A 14,018-nucleotide genomic window follows, 5' to 3' on the forward strand; every position below is an offset into this window, starting at 1 on the left:
TTCGCGCCCGCTGACGCAACGCCCTTCTCCCCCCGTACCGAACGCCGGGTATGACCACGCGCGAGTTCGACGGGATCCGGCTGGAGAAGGTGCGCGAGCACGTCTGGGAGATCCCCCGCGAGGGCGACATGAACGTCCCCGCGCGGGTGCTCGCCAGCGAGAGCCTGCTGGCGGAGATCGGTGAGGACGACTCGCTCCGACAGCTGAAAAACGCCACGCACCTGCCCGGGATGGTCGAGCCCGCCCTCTGTATGCCCGACGGCCACCAGGGGTACGGGTTCCCGGTCGGCGGGGTGGGCGCGATCGACGCCCGAACCGGCTGTATCTCGCCCGGAGCGGTCGGCTACGACATCAACTGCGGCGTCCGGATGGTCCGGACGAACCTCACCTACGACGACGTGCGCGGCCGCGAGGAGGAGCTCGTCGACGCGCTCTTCGAGGCGATCCCCTCCGGGCTCGGCGGGGGCGGCGTCATCGGCGGCGACGCCGACGCGATCGAGGGCGCCTTAGAGCGCGGCGTCGAGTGGGCCGTCGAGGAGGGGTACGGGATCGAGAGCGACCTCGCGCGCTGCGAGGACGAGGGGCGGCGCCCCGACGCCCGGCCCGAGTACGTCTCCCAGAAGGCGATGGACCGCGGGCGCAACCAGATGGGGTCGCTCGGCTCGGGGAACCACTTCCTCGAGGTCCAGCGCGTCACGGACGTGTTCCGCGAGGCGGTCGCCGAGGAGTACGGGCTCCGCGAGGACGGCATCGTCGTCCTCATCCACTGCGGGAGCCGCGGGCTCGGCCACCAGACCTGCAACGACTACCTCCGGCGGATCGAGAAGGAGCACGGCGACCTGCTCGCGGACCTCCCCGACAAGGAGCTCGCGGCGGCGCCCGCCGGCTCGGAGCTGGCCGAGGAGTACTACGGCGCGATGGGCGCCTGCATCAACTTCGCGTGGGTGAACCGCCAGCTGATCACCCACCAGGCCCGCGAGACCTTCGGCGAGGTGTTCGACGCCGACCCGATCGAGGACCTCGGGATGGAGCTCCTGTACGACGTGGCGCACAACATCGCCAAGAAGGAGACTCACGAGGTCGGCGTCGACGCCGACGGGCGCCCCGCGGTCGGCGACGAGGCGGTCGACCGCGCGGACCGCGAGCTGTACGTCCACCGCAAGGGCGCGACGCGGGCGTTCCCCGCGGGCCACGAGGACGTGCCCGAAGCGTACCGCGGCGTCGGCCAGCCCGTGATCATCCCGGGCAGCATGGGCGCCGGCTCGTACGTGCTCCGGGGCGGCGACGAGTCGATGTCGGTGTCGTTCGGCTCCACGGCGCACGGCGCCGGCCGCCTGATGAGCCGGACGCAGGCGAAACAGGAGTTCTGGGGCGGCGACGTGCAGGACGACCTCGAGGACGGCCAGCAGATCTACGTGAAAGCGGAGTCCGGCGCTACCATCGCCGAGGAGGCGCCCGGCGTCTACAAGGACATCGACGAGGTGATCCGCGTCAGCGACGAGCTGGGAATCGGCGACAAGGTCGCGCGGACGTTCCCCGTCTGCAACATCAAGGGGTGAACGAGGCGCCGTCGGCCGGCGGCTTATATCGGATGCCGCGGGCACTCCGCGTCGAGATGTCGAGCCACTCGCGGGACGGCGACGCGCGACGGGAGCCAACCAGACGATCGGTCCTCGGCGGGGTCGCCGCCGTCGCCGGCGGCGGCCTCACCGGCCTCGGTGCCATCGCCGCCTCCGGTCGGCCGGCGGCCGCGGTCGACGGCGACCCTGCGGCCTTCGAGGCGGGCGACGCGCCGACGGTCACGAGCAACGACGGCCGGGTCGAGTCCGTCTACCTCTCGCCCGCCGTCGAGGTGTCGTGGGCCGACTTCTCCGAGGGCGTCGAGCGCGTGACGCTCTCGCTCGCCGTGGGAAGCGACGCCGGCGTCGACGAGGTGTACCGCGAGACGCTCACGGCGGCCGACCCCGAGGCGACCCCCGGCGACGTCGCGGCAGTCGGGGACGTCGGCGGCTCTCCCACCGACGACGCCCCGCCCGACTTCGATGCGGTCGACGGCGGCCTCACCGCGCGGTTCGCGCGCGCCGACGCGACCGCCCGGGGCGACGCGGTGACGAGCGAGGCGCTCTCCGCGGCCGAGCTGTCCGGCGGCGAGACGGAAACGACGACGCTCGACGTGGTGTTCCGCGCGCAGGTCGCCGGCGGCGGCGACGAGGCGACCGTCGTGCGCACGACGACCGTCGATCTGACTGTTGAGAACCCCGCGGGAGATGCGACGGCGGGCGGATCGGTCGGGATCGACGCCGTCTGAGAACTGACGCCGTCCGGGAGTCGACGCCGCCGCTCTCGCTTCGTCAGCGCTCCCGCTTCGCCTCCCGACCGAGATGTTCCTCGACGGCCTCGACCTTCCGGTCGGCGGTCGTCTCCTCGGTCCGCTTGTCGTCGATCTTCAGGACGGTGGAGACGCGGTCGCCGTCGACGGCGTCGTGGGCGGCCGCGGCCGCCGCGAACAGCGTCTGGGCGTCGTCGGCCTCGATCACGGTCCCCATCGGGTTCGTCTCGTAGCTCACGTCGAACTCGTCGAGCGCGGCGACGGCCTTCGCGACCTCGCCAGCCATGCTCCCCTCGATCACCGGCGCGACGCTCAGGAGTGCGATCGCTGTCATACCTGGCCGTCCGCGCCGCGGACACTTAAAAACGGAGCGCCGACGCCGCGAGGGCACCGACGGCGGCCTCAGTCGAGGGCGTCCACTCTCCCGGTGTCTGCTACCGGTCGAGGGCGTCCACTCTCCCGGTGTCCGCTACCGGTCGAGGGCGTCCACTCTCCCGGTGTCCGCTACCGGTCGAGGGCGTCTTTGAGGAACGAGAGCTGGTGACCGATCGCGCCCTCGAAGTCGTCGCCGAACGGGGAGAAGTGGTCCGCGGGCATCGTGACGACGGTCCCGCGAGAGAGCGCCTCGCCCGCGTCGACGACCGCCTCGCTGTCGACGATGGCGTCGTCGGTGCCGGCGAGAAGGAGCGTCGGCGCTCGGATCTCGTCGAGCCGCTCGACGGGTCGGTAGTTCGCGACCCGCAGCAGCGACCGCGCCGGCGTCTCGTTGCGCCACGTCGACTCGCGGTCGACCAGGTCGAGGTACTTCCGCTTCGTCCCCGGCTCCGTGATCGCGGCCAGCTCCTCGGTGCTCCCGACGATCGGGACCGTGCGACCGCGACCGAACCGGTGACCGAACTGGTCGCGGACGCCCTCGACCCCGGAGCGCGCGAGGTACCGCCCGCTGCGTCGCCGGGCGATCGCCCGCCCGTCGAGCATCGGGACCGCGCCGATCACGGCGTCCGGGTCGCGCCGCTCCGCCGCGAGCGTGAGGACGTGCGCGGCCGACAGCGACGCACCCCACAGCACCAGCCCGCGGCCGACCGCGTCGACACGTCGGACGCGGTCGATCGCGGCCGCGTAGTCCGCGCGCTGGCCCTCGGGATCGACGAGCTGCGAGTCGCCGTCGGACGCCCCGAACCCGCGGTAGTCGAAGAGGAACGCGGCGTAGCCGGCGTCGGCGAACCGCTCCGCGACCGCCGGGTAGCCGAAGCTCCGCTCCGCGCCGAGCCCCGGCGCCATCACGACGACCGGCGGGTCCTCGTCGCCGCCCGGCAGGTAGAGGGTGCCGCGGCAGGTGTCGCCGTCGGCGTCGAACGCGAGCTCGCGGGTGGCGAACCGCTCGCGGGGCGGCCGGGCGAGGCGTCGCTGCGCGCGGTTCACCGGATTCCTGCGGGTCACGCTTCGTCCCCGGCCTCCGCGGGGTCGCCCCCCGCGGCGCGCTCGTCGGACCCGTCGGCGTGTCCAGTGGATCCGTCGGTGTCGGCGGGCTCGTCCGCGTGCGTCAGCGTCTCCAGCACGCGCGTCGAGAACTCCGTCTCGCTGATCTCGTAGCCGATCAGCTCCTCGAACCAGGTCGCCTCCGCGTGCCACGTCCCGAGCACGTCGCCCGGCGAGCGGACCACGGTCGCCTCGACCCGAACGGGGTCCCACGCGTCCGCCTCGGCTCGCTCGATGAGGGCGTTGAGCGCGCGCCCGATCTCGCCGTGGTGCACCTCGCGCCCGGGAAACGCCGTCATGTACGTGATCTCCAGCGGCTCGCCGCCGTCGACGGCTTCGACGCTGATCCCGTAGCTGCGGAGCTCCGGCTCCACCTCGGTCGTCCGCTCGTCGCCGGTCATACGCGACCCACGTCCGGGCGAGATAAATCGGTACCGGCGTCCGGGCGGCGGGGTCGCTCGGGGAGCGAAAACCGGATGGTCGCGCGAGAAACGGATCGCCTCAAAAGCCGCGGACGGGGGGAGGCCGTCGCGATAGACGGCCGGGATCGGATTTGTCAGAGGCACACGATTGTCCCGCGCGGCCATCCCGGAGTACTCCGCGAAATTATATAAACTCTCGGGACGGTTCCGATCGGTGATCGGTTGGATTGAAATCGATCCCCGAACGGGGGGCGAGTCGCCGGTTCCCGACACCCTTTATCAGTGTCGCGTGACAGGATCGGGTATGCTCGGGGGGACGGCGATCGCGCTGACGCGCTCGACCGACGCGGCCGGCGTCCTCGTCGTCGGCGGGCTCTTGACCCTGCTGACATGGGTCCTCACCCCGGTCTGGGTCGTCGGATCCCTCGTTTTTCCCCCGCTCCTCCTGCTCGCGCCGCTCGCGCTCGCGCCGGCGTTCGTCGTCCGCGGCTACTTCGTCCGCGTCCTCGCCGACGGCATCGCGACCGGGAACGCGGACGGAGCGCCCGCCGTCGTCGCGTGGAACGACCTGTACCGCGACGGCCTCAAGTCCGCGCTCGTGAGCGCCGTCCTCCTCGCGCCGCTCGCGCTGGGGCTCGCGCTCCCGGTCCTCGCGGGCGGCGCCCTCGGAAGCGGCCTCGTCGATTCGGCTCCCGCCGCCGACGCCGTCCGGACCGCTCTCGGCGAGGGAGGCGTGCCGGCCGTCGCCGGTTCGGCGGCCGGGCTCGTCGGGGCGGTCGCCGCGGCGTACCTCCTCGCGTTCGCGTACGTCAGGCCCGCGGCGCTCGCGGCGTTCGCCGCCTCCGGACGGCTCCGTGACGGGCTCCGACCGAACCGGGTCGCCCGCGTCGTCGGGTCCGGTTCCTACGCCGCCGCGTGGCTCGTCGCGGCCGGGACGCTCGGCGCCGGCTACGCGCTGGCCGGCCCGTTCGTCCCGCTCGTGGTCGGCGCCGCGCTCGTCTTCGCCGTTCGCGTCGCCGCGTACGGGCTGTACGGGCGGGGCGCGGCGGCGACGCTGACGGTGGTCGACGCGGGCGACACCGACGAATCGGCCGATCCGACCGCGTCGGAAGCAGCCGGGCGGTCGACCGACCTCGCGCGTCCCCCGACGCCCGAGGTCCCGCCGGCGGTGCAGACGGGACGGACGGTCCCGGGCGTCGGGACAGAGGTCGGCAGAGCGATCGGCGGCGGCTCCGTGCCCGACGGCTCCGGCGGGACTCTCGGACCCGACGGCGGCTTCGACTGGTACGCGCCGGACGGGGACTCGATCGGGCGCGACGAGGCCGGCGGGACCGGGGATCCCGACGCTGACGCTGCCGACGACACTCGCGCCGCCGCAAGCGACGAGTTCGAGTGGAGCGTCGGCCTCGCCGACCCAGAAGACAAGAGTTGATACGCGGCCGGGGCGACGGTCGGGTATGCGCATCACCGATCGGGGCTACGGCGAGGAGGGCCGCGAGCGGCTCACGCTCGTCCCCGAGAACGTCGACGACCTCTGGCACCTCGCGCACGTCCTCGAGCCGGGCGACCTCGTGGAGGGCGACACCACCCGTCGGATCCAGCGGAACGACGACCAGATGCGGGACACCGGCGGCCAGCGCGAGCACCTGTTCGTCACGCTGGAGGTCGACGACGTGGAGTTCGCCCGGTTCGCCAACCGGCTCCGCGTGTCGGGCGTGATCGTCGGCTGCTCGCGCGAGGACCAGCTCAACGCCCACCACACGCTCAACGTCGAGGAACACGACGAGATCACGGTCGAGAAGCGCTTCAAGCCGGACCAGACGGAGCGGTTGGAGGAGGCCACCGAGGCCGCCGAGAACCCCGACGTGGCCATCGCGACCGTCGAGGAGGGGGCCGCGTACGTCCACACCGTCCAGCAGTACGGCACCGAGGAGTACGCCTCCTTCACGAAGCCGACCGGCAAGGGCGACTACTCCCGGCCGCGCGAGGAGCTGTTCGCCGAGCTTGGCGAGGCGCTCGCGCACCTCGACGCCGACGCCGTGATCGTGGCCGGGCCGGGGTTCACGAAGCAGGACGCGCTCGACTACATCGAGGCGGAACACCGCGACCTGGCCGACCGGATCACCACCGTCGACACCTCGGCCGCGGGCGACCGCGGGGTCCACGAGGTGCTCAAGCGCGGCGCGGTCGACGAGGTCCAGAAGGAGACCCGGATCTCCAAGGAGGCGACGCTCATCGACGACCTCACCGCGGAGATCGCGCAGGGCGCGAAGGCGACGTACGGGCCCGAAGACGTGGCCGAGGCCGCCGAGTTCGGCGCGATCGAGACGCTCCTCGTGGTCGACGAGCGACTCCGGCAGGAGCGGCAGAACGAGGGCGACTGGGGGATCGACGTCAACGAGGTGATCGAGTCGGTCGAACAGCAGGGCGGCGACGTGGTCGTCTTCTCCTCGGAATTCGACCCCGGCCAGCAGCTCTCGAACCTCGGCGGGATCGCCGCGATCCTGCGGTACCGGCTGCAGTAGGAGACGACCGACGCAGCGTCTGTTTATAAACAAACGGTGCGGTGGCGTGTGCCGGTGAGCGGCCCACAGGGCCGCGAACCGCCCGCGCGAGGGAGTCGGCCACTCGGAGCGAAGCGGAGAGTGGTCGACGAGGCTGGGGAGGTGTGAGGCGCGGGGCGGTGCGGGGTGGGATTCAAAGGGGCAGCTGCGAGGCGGGCGCAGGCGACGTAAGCACCGCAGCGAAGGAGCGACAACGACTGAGCGAGGAGCGCAGCGAGCGTGCGCCCGCCTCGCAGCTGGGGCTTTGGAGGTGACGACCGCGCTAGCAACCACTTATAAGCGTGTGACGAGGGCGTTGGAGGTGTTGGCCGTCGAATTACCTCAATCGTTTATTCACCAGTAAGCGCCTCGCTTGCGGGCGCGAAGTCGATCGTCTGCCCCCGCCCTCTCTCGCTCGCCCGCTCGTAGAGCATGTGCGCGGCCGCGACCGTCTCGATCCCGGTCCCCCCGGAGTCGAAGACGGTCACCTCGTCGTCGCTCGTCCGGCCGGGATGGTCCCCGGCGACGACCTCGCCGAGGTCGGCGGCGATTCCGGATTCCCCGTCGACCAGTCCCGCCTCGACCGCCGCGAGGAACGAGCCCGCGTCCTGCGCCGCCCGCTCGCGGATGTCGGGGACGTAGGTCGCGCGCGCGACCAGCTCGGGCGGCAGCTCGTTCTTCTCCGGGTGGTACTGCCCCATCGCGGTGACGTGGGTACCGGGCTCCACGTCGGCGTCTGCGATGACCGGGTCGCTCGCGGTGGTCGCGGTGATCACCACGTCGGCGCCGTCGAGGGCCGCGCTCGCGCTCCCGGCCGCCGACACGTCGGCGTCGAGCCGGTCGTCGAACGCCTCGGCGAACCCCTCGCGGTTCTCCGCGGTCGGGGAGAAGACGCGGACCGCCTCGAAGTCGCGGACGGTCGCGGTCGTCGCGAGCTGGCCGCGCGCCTGCGCGCCGCTCCCGATCACGGCGATTTCGGTCGCGTCGTCGCGGGCGAGCGCGTCGACCGCCACCGCCCCCGCGGCGCCCGTCTTGAACGGGTTCATCGAGGCGCCGTCGAGCAGCGCTAGCGGCTCGCCGGACTGGGCGTCGAAAAGCGGCGTCATGAACCACGCGTCCTCGGCGCCGAAGCCGGCGGAGTAGGCGTACCCGCCCATCGCGCCGGTCTCGGGCAGCACCGCGGCGTAGGTGGTGAGCATGCCCGGCGGCTCGCGGTTGAACAGCTTCGTCCGCGGCTCCGCGGGCGCGCCCTCGCCGATCTGGCGGTAGGCGTCGCGCACGACCGCGACGTAGTCGGCGGGCTCGGCGAGATCGTCGACCTCGGCGCTCGTCAGGAACAGGGCGTCGGTCATATCGGTCCGGTCGGGCGCGAGCGACTAAACCGTACAGGGAACCGGAACGGCCGGTTCGTCGAGGAAATCCCGTCAGTCGGCGCCGTCGGTCCGCGATCGACCGCGCCGCGGAGCGCCCGACCGGCCGGGCGAGCCGCCCGCCGCGCGGTCGTTCCGGACGCGCGCCTCGTCCGTGACTGGGGCCTTGACGAATATCGCGTGGGCCATGACGGCCCCCGCGACGAGCGCGCCCCCGGGAAGCGCCGCCGTCAACGACAGCCCGACCAGGTTCAACGCGGCGGTCACACCGATCAACGCTGCCGGAATGAGCCCGAGAACGTAGTCGTAGTACCCAGTCATGATCCGGTTAATACTACTGCAAAATCGCTATTAAATCTTTCTCGGGGTTCGCCGTGACACCTCGAGTGATCACTCAAAACGATCGCATAAGTTATGGCAACGTATTCGGCGAGCCGGACCGCTCGCGGGACCGCGGAGGGGGGGTGAGAGAACGGGTTGGAAGTGAGAGAACGGGTTGGAAGTGAGAGAACGAGGCGGAGAAGCGAGTTCGAAGCCGCGATCGCGACCGCCTACCGGAGCTTGAAGTACAGCGCGCGCCAGCCGCCGAGCGCGACCGCGCCGAGGACGAGCATGACCGCGGCGAACGTGAGCGCGGCGCTCCCGCGGAAGACGAACTCCCGGAGCGCGAGCCCGACGATCGCGGCCGGGATCCACGACCGGATCACCAGCGGGACCGACGACTTCGCGGTCTCCACGGCGCCGGCCGAGTACGCGCCGACCAACGGCGCGACGAGGACCCACCCGATCAGGAAGGGGGCGTACACTTCGAGCAGGTACAGGGGGTTCGCGGACAGGAATTCGACGGTGCTGTGGTTGAGCGCACCGATCGTCAACAGGACGATCAGCGCGATCAGGTCGCCGACCGCGAGGGGGACGGCGTCGCGGTCGAGGCGCGTTTCGAGGAACGACGAGTCGGGCATACCGACCCGTCGGAGCCGCCCCTACTTTGTACGTACGGATTCGGTCCGACGGTCGGTGGTGGTCGACGGCCGCGACGCCGCCGATCGGGCCGCCGCTACGCGTACAGCGGGTGCGCCTCGCAGAGCTCGACGACGCGCTCGCCGACCTCGTAGATCACGTCGTCGCTGTCGACGTTGTCGACGACCCGGGCGATCAGGTCGCCGACCTCCTCGATGGCGTCCGCGTCGAAGCCGCGGGTGGTGAGCCCGGCCGTGCCCGCGCGGATCCCCGAGGGGTTGAACGGCGATCGGGTCTCGCCGGGCACCGTGTTCCCGTTGAGGACGATGTTCGCGGCCGCGAGCGCGTCCGCGGCGTCGCCGCCGGGCAGGTCCGGGTGCGAGTCGCGGAGGTCGACCAACACGAGGTGGTTGTCGGTGCCGCCGGAGACGAGGGTGAAGCCGTGGTCCTGCAGCGTCTCGGCGAGCACGTCGGCGTTGTCGACCACGTTCTGCGCGTACTCCTCGAACGAGGGGTCGAGCGCCTCCTTGAACCCGACCGCCTTGCCGGCGATGTTGTGCATCAGCGGGCCGCCCTGCCCGCCGGGGAACACCGCCTTGTCGACGTCGTCGGCGAACTGCTCGTCGCACAGCACGATCCCGCCGCGACCGGCGCGGATCGTCTTGTGCGTCGAGCCGGTGACGAAGTCGGCGACGCCGACCGGCGAGGGGTGGACGCCCGCCGCGACGAGCCCGGTGATGTGGGCGATGTCGGCGAGGTGGTAGGCGTCGACCGCGTCGGCGGCCGCCTGGATCTCCTCCCAGTCGACCGTGCGCGGGTACGCGGAGTAGCCGGAGACGATGATGTCCGGCTCGAACTCCTCGGCGGCCTCGCGGAGCCCCTCGTAGTCGATGTAGCCGGTGTCGGCGTCGACCTCGTACTGCTCGACCTCGTAGATCTGTCCGGTGAAGTTCGCGGGGTGACCGTGCGAGAGGTGGCCGCCGTGGTTCAGGTCCAGCGAGAGGATCTTGTCGCCGGGCTCTAACACGGAGTAGTAGACGGCCTGGTTCGCCTGCGTCCCGGAGTGGGGCTGGACGTTGACGTGGTCGGCGCCCCACAGCTCCTTGGCGCGTTCGATCGCGAGCTCCTCGACGTCGTCGGCGTACTCGCAGCCGGCGTAGTAGCGACCGCCCGGATAGCCCTCGGCGTACTTGTTGGTGAGGACGCTCCCCTGCGCCTCCAGCACCGCCTCGCTGACGTGGTTCTCGCTGGCGATCATCGCGAGCGTCTGCTCCTGCCTGTCGCGCTCCCCGGCCAGCGCGTCGGCGACCGCGGGGTCGACCTCCCGGACGTGCTCGTGGTCCATGTAGGAACCCCCGTTCGATCGCGCATTAATCCTTGCGTCACGTCGGTGACCCCTGACGCTCCCGTCGCGGTACCCCGACGATCACCGACGGCTCGCTCGGACACCCTCGGCGACTCGCACCCCGAACGATCACCGAATCACCGAATTGGCCATTTTCGGCGGTTTCGACGCCTGAAACCGCGTTGTTCCTCCCTCGAATCCCGTTAATATTAAATACGAATCCGGCTTTTATCCGGAGAGATAGATGGTGTCGAATTTACTGGAAGCAGACGTCGAAAATGTCCTCGACGCGGCGTTCGCGGGCGACGACGAAGAGCTGTTCGTCGTCGATCCCGCCCCGGAGACGATCGTGTCGCTGGTCGAGGCGGCGATCGGCCGCGACGACCTGCCGGAGATGTCGATGCTCGTCGACGAACGAACGCTGAAGAGCGTGATGGAGGACTTCCTCGTCGCGTCGAAGGCGGCCGACCTCGTCGCCGACGGCGCGCTCGACCTCCGCGTCCTCGACGGCGCGGTCGACAACGCGCTGTTCGTCTCCCCGTCGCGGGTCGTCGTGCTCGTGAGCACCGACGACCACGTCGCCGCGCTCGCCTCGGACGACGAGGCGTTCGTGGACGAGGTGTTCGAGACGCACCGCGACGCCTTCGCGGACGCCGAGACGTACGGCCTCCGCACCCCCGCGATCAGTCGGGTGCGGGAGACCCTGGCAGCCGAGATCGGCGAGGCGACCCGCGAGGACTTCGACGCCGTGCTCGCCGCGATCGACTCCGCCACGGGCGACGGCGGGCTCGACGAGGTGACCGTCTCCCTGCTCGTCGCCGCGAAGAACGACGTGCTCCTCTACGACATCTCGAAGTGGGGCGAGGACGTGGGGATCGCCTCGAAGGCGACGTTCTCCCGCACGAAGACCCGACTGGAGGACCTCGGCGTCATCGACACCGAGAAGGTCCCGATCGACGTCGGCCGTCCCCGCCTCCGGCTCAAGCTCGGCGACGAGGGGCTCCACGATCTCGCCGCCGCCGACCTCGCGGACGAGGTCGCGGAGATGCTGGCCTGAGGGCGGAACGACGACTGTTCACAGTTTCGGCGCCGTCACCCGCGGCTTTTTTTCGCTCCTTCGCCTCGGAGGTGACATGGACATCGGACTTGTCGGCGACGGCCCCGCGGTCGAGGCCGTCTCGGCCGCGCTCGGCGACGTCGACGTGAACGTGATGCCCGTCGAAGCGGGGCTCCTCGACGGGTTCGACCTCGCGGTCGTGGTCGACACCGCCGGCTCGGAGACGTTCGCGACCGCGGACGCGCACCTCGACCGGTGGGTCGCGCTCGAGGTCGGCGGGCTCGGGGGCGTCCCGCTGGAGCCGGTCGACGCCGCGGTGACCGTCTTCGACGAGACCTGCTACGACTGCCTCCGGCGACGGGTCGCGAGCGGCGGGGCCGAGGCCGCCGACGCGCCGGCCGGCCGCCGGTCAGCCGTGCGCTACGCCGGCGCGCTGGCCGGTCGCCGCGCCATCCGGCTGCTCGCCGGCGACCCGGTCGCCGACACGGTCGCGGAGGTGCCGGGCGCCGAGCGAACCCTGCTCCCGGTCCCCGGCTGCGACTGCGGCGACGACCCGGGCGACGCGCTGCCCCGCGAGGGCGAGGCGCGGGCGCTCTCGGACGCGGTCGACCGCGCCGAGCGAACGGTCGACTCCCGCGTCGGTCCGCTCTCGGAGGTGGGCGAACAGGAGTCGTTCCCCGTGCCCTACTACGTCGCGCGGGTCGCCGACACGACGCCCTTCTCGGACGCGCGGGCCGCCGAGTTCGGCGGGGGCGCCGCCGCCGGCTGGGACGAGGCGTTCATGAAGGCGCTCGGCGAGGGGTTAGAGCGGTACGCCGCCGGGGTGTACCGCGAGGGGTCGTTCACCCGCGCGCCGGCCGCGAACGTCCCGAATCCCGTGACGCCCGACGCGTTCGTCCGGCCCGAGAGCGCGGAGTCGTACGCCCGCGACGACCGGCTCCCGTGGGTGACCGGCGAGGGGCTCGGCACGGGCGAAGTCGCGAGCCTGCCGGCGGAGTTCGTTCACTTCCCGCCGCCGGAGAACCGGTACCGGTCCGCGATCACGACGGGGCTCGGGCTCGGCAACTCCGGGCCGCACGCCGCCCTGTCGGGGCTCTACGAGGTCATCGAGCGCGACGCGACGATGACCAGCTGGTACTCGACGGCCGACCCGCTCGGGATCGAGGTCGACGACGAGGGGTTCGCGGAGCTGGAGAAGCGCGCCCGCGCCGAGTCGCTGTCGGTGACCGCGCTGCTCGTCACGACCGATGTCGACGTGCCCGTCGTCGCGGTCGGCGTCCACCGCGAGGGCGAGTGGCCCCGGTTCGCGGCCGGCTCCGGCGCCAACCTCGACCCCGCCGCGGCGGCCCGGAGCGCGCTCGCGGAGGCGCTCCAGAACTGGACCGAGCTCCGGTCGATGGGACCGGACGCGGCCGCGGAGCAGGGCGCGGCGATCGGTCGTCACGCCGACTTCCCGGCGGAGACGCGGGCGTTCTTCGACCCGGACGCGAGCGTCCCGGCCGAATCGCTCGGCGAGCCCGACCTGTCGGGTGCGGAGGAGCTGACCGCCGTGGTCGACCGCGTCGAGACGGTCGGGCTGGAGCCGTACGTCGCGCGGACGACCACTCGGGACCTCGCCGCGCTCGGCTTCGAGGCGGTCCGCGTGCTCGTCCCCGGCGCGCAGCCGCTCTTTACCGGCGACCCGTTCTTCGGCGACCGCGCCCGCGACGTGCCCCGGTCGATGGGGTTCGAGCCCGACCTGGAGAAGGCGTACCACCCCTTCCCGTGAGTCGGAGAGCGGCGCTCTGATCACGCCTTTTTAAGCGGATCGCAGTCGGATATCCGCCATGGAGGTACTCCCGGACGCGGACGTCGACGCGGTCGAAGCGATCGAGGGCGTGTTCCTCACGCAGGGCGCCGCGGGCAACGAGGCGAGCATCCAGCGGTTCGTCATCGAGTCCGGCGCCGAGGTCCCCGAGCACGACCACCCGCACGAGCAGGTCGGCGTGATTACGGAGGGCGCCCTCACCTTCGTCGTCGACGGCGAGGAGCGCGTCGTCGAGGCGGACGACACCTACGTGATCCCCGGCAACGAGCCGCACGCGGCGCGCAACGACACCGACGAGCCCGTCGTCGGCTACGACATCTTCTCGCCGCCGCGCGCGAACCCGGACTGGCAGGAGTGATCGTTTATAAATCGGCACGCGGTGGCGCGCGCCTCCGAGGGGCCGCCGAAGGCGGCCGCGAGGAGCGCGTGCGAGGGACGCGGCGAGCGCGGTGGGCGACCGAAGGGAGCCCCAAGCGAGCCGCGAGGCTGGGGAGGCGTGAGGTGCGGGTGCGGTGCGGACGGGTGGGACTCAAAGGGGCAGCCGGCGAGGCGGGCGCAGGCGTTCACGAGAGCGGAGCTCTCGTGAGCCAATCAGAACGCTTCGCGTTCTGATGACGACGCAAGCACCGCAGGGAGCGAGTGAAACGAGCGACCGAGGAGCGCAGCGAGCGTGCGCCCGCCTCGCCGGCTGGGGGCTTTGGCGGTG

14 protein-coding genes are annotated in these 14,018 nt (G+C 71.7%); 7 read left to right on the forward strand and 7 right to left on the reverse strand.

The window, feature by feature from the left end; translation table 11 throughout:
- Positions 1 to 50: 50 nt before the first annotated feature.
- The gene (locus CK500_RS11875; protein WP_095637435.1) at positions 51 to 1,559 is read left to right on the forward strand and encodes an RtcB family protein; all 1,509 of its coding nucleotides are present in this window, start codon (positions 51 to 53) and stop codon (positions 1,557 to 1,559) included.
- A 56-nt stretch (positions 1,560 to 1,615) separates the two neighbouring features.
- Positions 1,616 to 2,308, forward strand: coding sequence for a hypothetical protein (locus CK500_RS11880; RefSeq protein WP_095637664.1), 693 nt, complete (start codon positions 1,616 to 1,618; stop codon positions 2,306 to 2,308).
- A 43-nt stretch (positions 2,309 to 2,351) separates the two neighbouring features.
- Here CK500_RS11880 and CK500_RS11885 read toward each other — a convergent pair whose 3' ends face one another.
- The 3 genes from CK500_RS11885 to CK500_RS11895 all read right to left on the reverse strand — a co-directional run bounded on the left by CK500_RS11885 (position 2,352) and on the right by CK500_RS11895 (position 4,209).
- On the reverse strand, positions 2,352 to 2,663 hold the full coding sequence (locus CK500_RS11885) for an MTH1187 family thiamine-binding protein (protein WP_095637436.1): 312 nt from the start codon (positions 2,661 to 2,663) through the stop codon (positions 2,352 to 2,354).
- Between the two features lie 170 nt (positions 2,664 to 2,833).
- Complete coding sequence (locus CK500_RS11890; RefSeq protein WP_095637437.1) at positions 2,834 to 3,769, reverse strand: alpha/beta hydrolase; 936 nt, start codon at positions 3,767 to 3,769, stop codon at positions 2,834 to 2,836.
- Entirely contained in the window at positions 3,766 to 4,209 is a 444-nt protein-coding gene (locus CK500_RS11895; RefSeq protein WP_095637438.1) for a hypothetical protein, read from the reverse strand. Before CK500_RS11895 ends, CK500_RS11890 begins: the two co-directional genes overlap by 4 nt.
- Before the next feature lie 325 nt (positions 4,210 to 4,534).
- Between CK500_RS11895 and CK500_RS11900 the strand changes: the two genes are divergently transcribed.
- Both CK500_RS11900 and CK500_RS11905 read left to right on the forward strand, forming a co-directional pair.
- A complete protein-coding gene (locus CK500_RS11900; RefSeq protein ID WP_095637439.1) occupies positions 4,535 to 5,662 on the forward strand; it encodes a DUF4013 domain-containing protein in 1,128 nt (375 codons plus the stop codon).
- Between the two features lie 25 nt (positions 5,663 to 5,687).
- Positions 5,688 to 6,755 carry an mRNA surveillance protein pelota gene (locus tag CK500_RS11905; RefSeq protein WP_095637440.1) on the forward strand — a complete coding sequence of 356 codons (1,068 nt, stop codon included), beginning with the start codon at positions 5,688 to 5,690 and terminating at the stop codon, positions 6,753 to 6,755.
- Between the two features lie 368 nt (positions 6,756 to 7,123).
- On the opposite strand, the gene CK500_RS11910 is transcribed toward CK500_RS11905, so the two are convergent.
- From CK500_RS11910 to glyA, 4 genes are all read right to left on the reverse strand, one after another.
- Positions 7,124 to 8,125 carry an ornithine cyclodeaminase family protein gene (locus CK500_RS11910; RefSeq protein WP_095637441.1) on the reverse strand — a complete coding sequence of 334 codons (1,002 nt, stop codon included), beginning with the start codon at positions 8,123 to 8,125 and terminating at the stop codon, positions 7,124 to 7,126.
- 72 nt (positions 8,126 to 8,197) lie between these two features.
- Positions 8,198 to 8,464 (reverse strand): hypothetical protein, encoded by a 267-nt coding sequence (locus CK500_RS11915; protein ID WP_095637442.1) that lies wholly within the window; start codon positions 8,462 to 8,464, stop codon positions 8,198 to 8,200.
- 230 nt (positions 8,465 to 8,694) lie between these two features.
- Complete coding sequence (locus CK500_RS11920) at positions 8,695 to 9,105, reverse strand: DUF3054 domain-containing protein (protein WP_095637443.1); 411 nt, start codon at positions 9,103 to 9,105, stop codon at positions 8,695 to 8,697.
- Between the two features lie 95 nt (positions 9,106 to 9,200).
- Positions 9,201 to 10,448: a serine hydroxymethyltransferase gene (glyA, locus tag CK500_RS11925; RefSeq protein WP_095637444.1), complete on the reverse strand. Its 1,248-nt coding sequence runs from the start codon at positions 10,446 to 10,448 to the stop codon at positions 9,201 to 9,203.
- 244 nt (positions 10,449 to 10,692) lie between these two features.
- On the opposite strand from glyA, the gene tbsP reads away from it, so the two are divergent.
- The 3 genes from tbsP (at position 10,693) to CK500_RS11940 (ending at position 13,670) form a co-directional block, all read left to right on the forward strand.
- Entirely contained in the window at positions 10,693 to 11,505 is an 813-nt protein-coding gene (gene tbsP, locus CK500_RS11930; protein WP_095637445.1) for a transcriptional regulator TbsP, read from the forward strand.
- Between the two features lie 76 nt (positions 11,506 to 11,581).
- Complete coding sequence (locus CK500_RS11935) at positions 11,582 to 13,273, forward strand: YcaO-like family protein (protein ID WP_095637446.1); 1,692 nt, start codon at positions 11,582 to 11,584, stop codon at positions 13,271 to 13,273.
- 58 nt (positions 13,274 to 13,331) lie between these two features.
- Positions 13,332 to 13,670, forward strand: coding sequence for a cupin domain-containing protein (locus CK500_RS11940; RefSeq protein WP_095637447.1), 339 nt, complete (start codon positions 13,332 to 13,334; stop codon positions 13,668 to 13,670).
- Positions 13,671 to 14,018 lie beyond the last annotated feature (348 nt).

It is taken from the genome of Halorubrum salipaludis (assembly GCF_002286985.1).
GTDB classification, from domain to species: Archaea; Halobacteriota; Halobacteria; order Halobacteriales; family Haloferacaceae; genus Halorubrum; species Halorubrum salipaludis.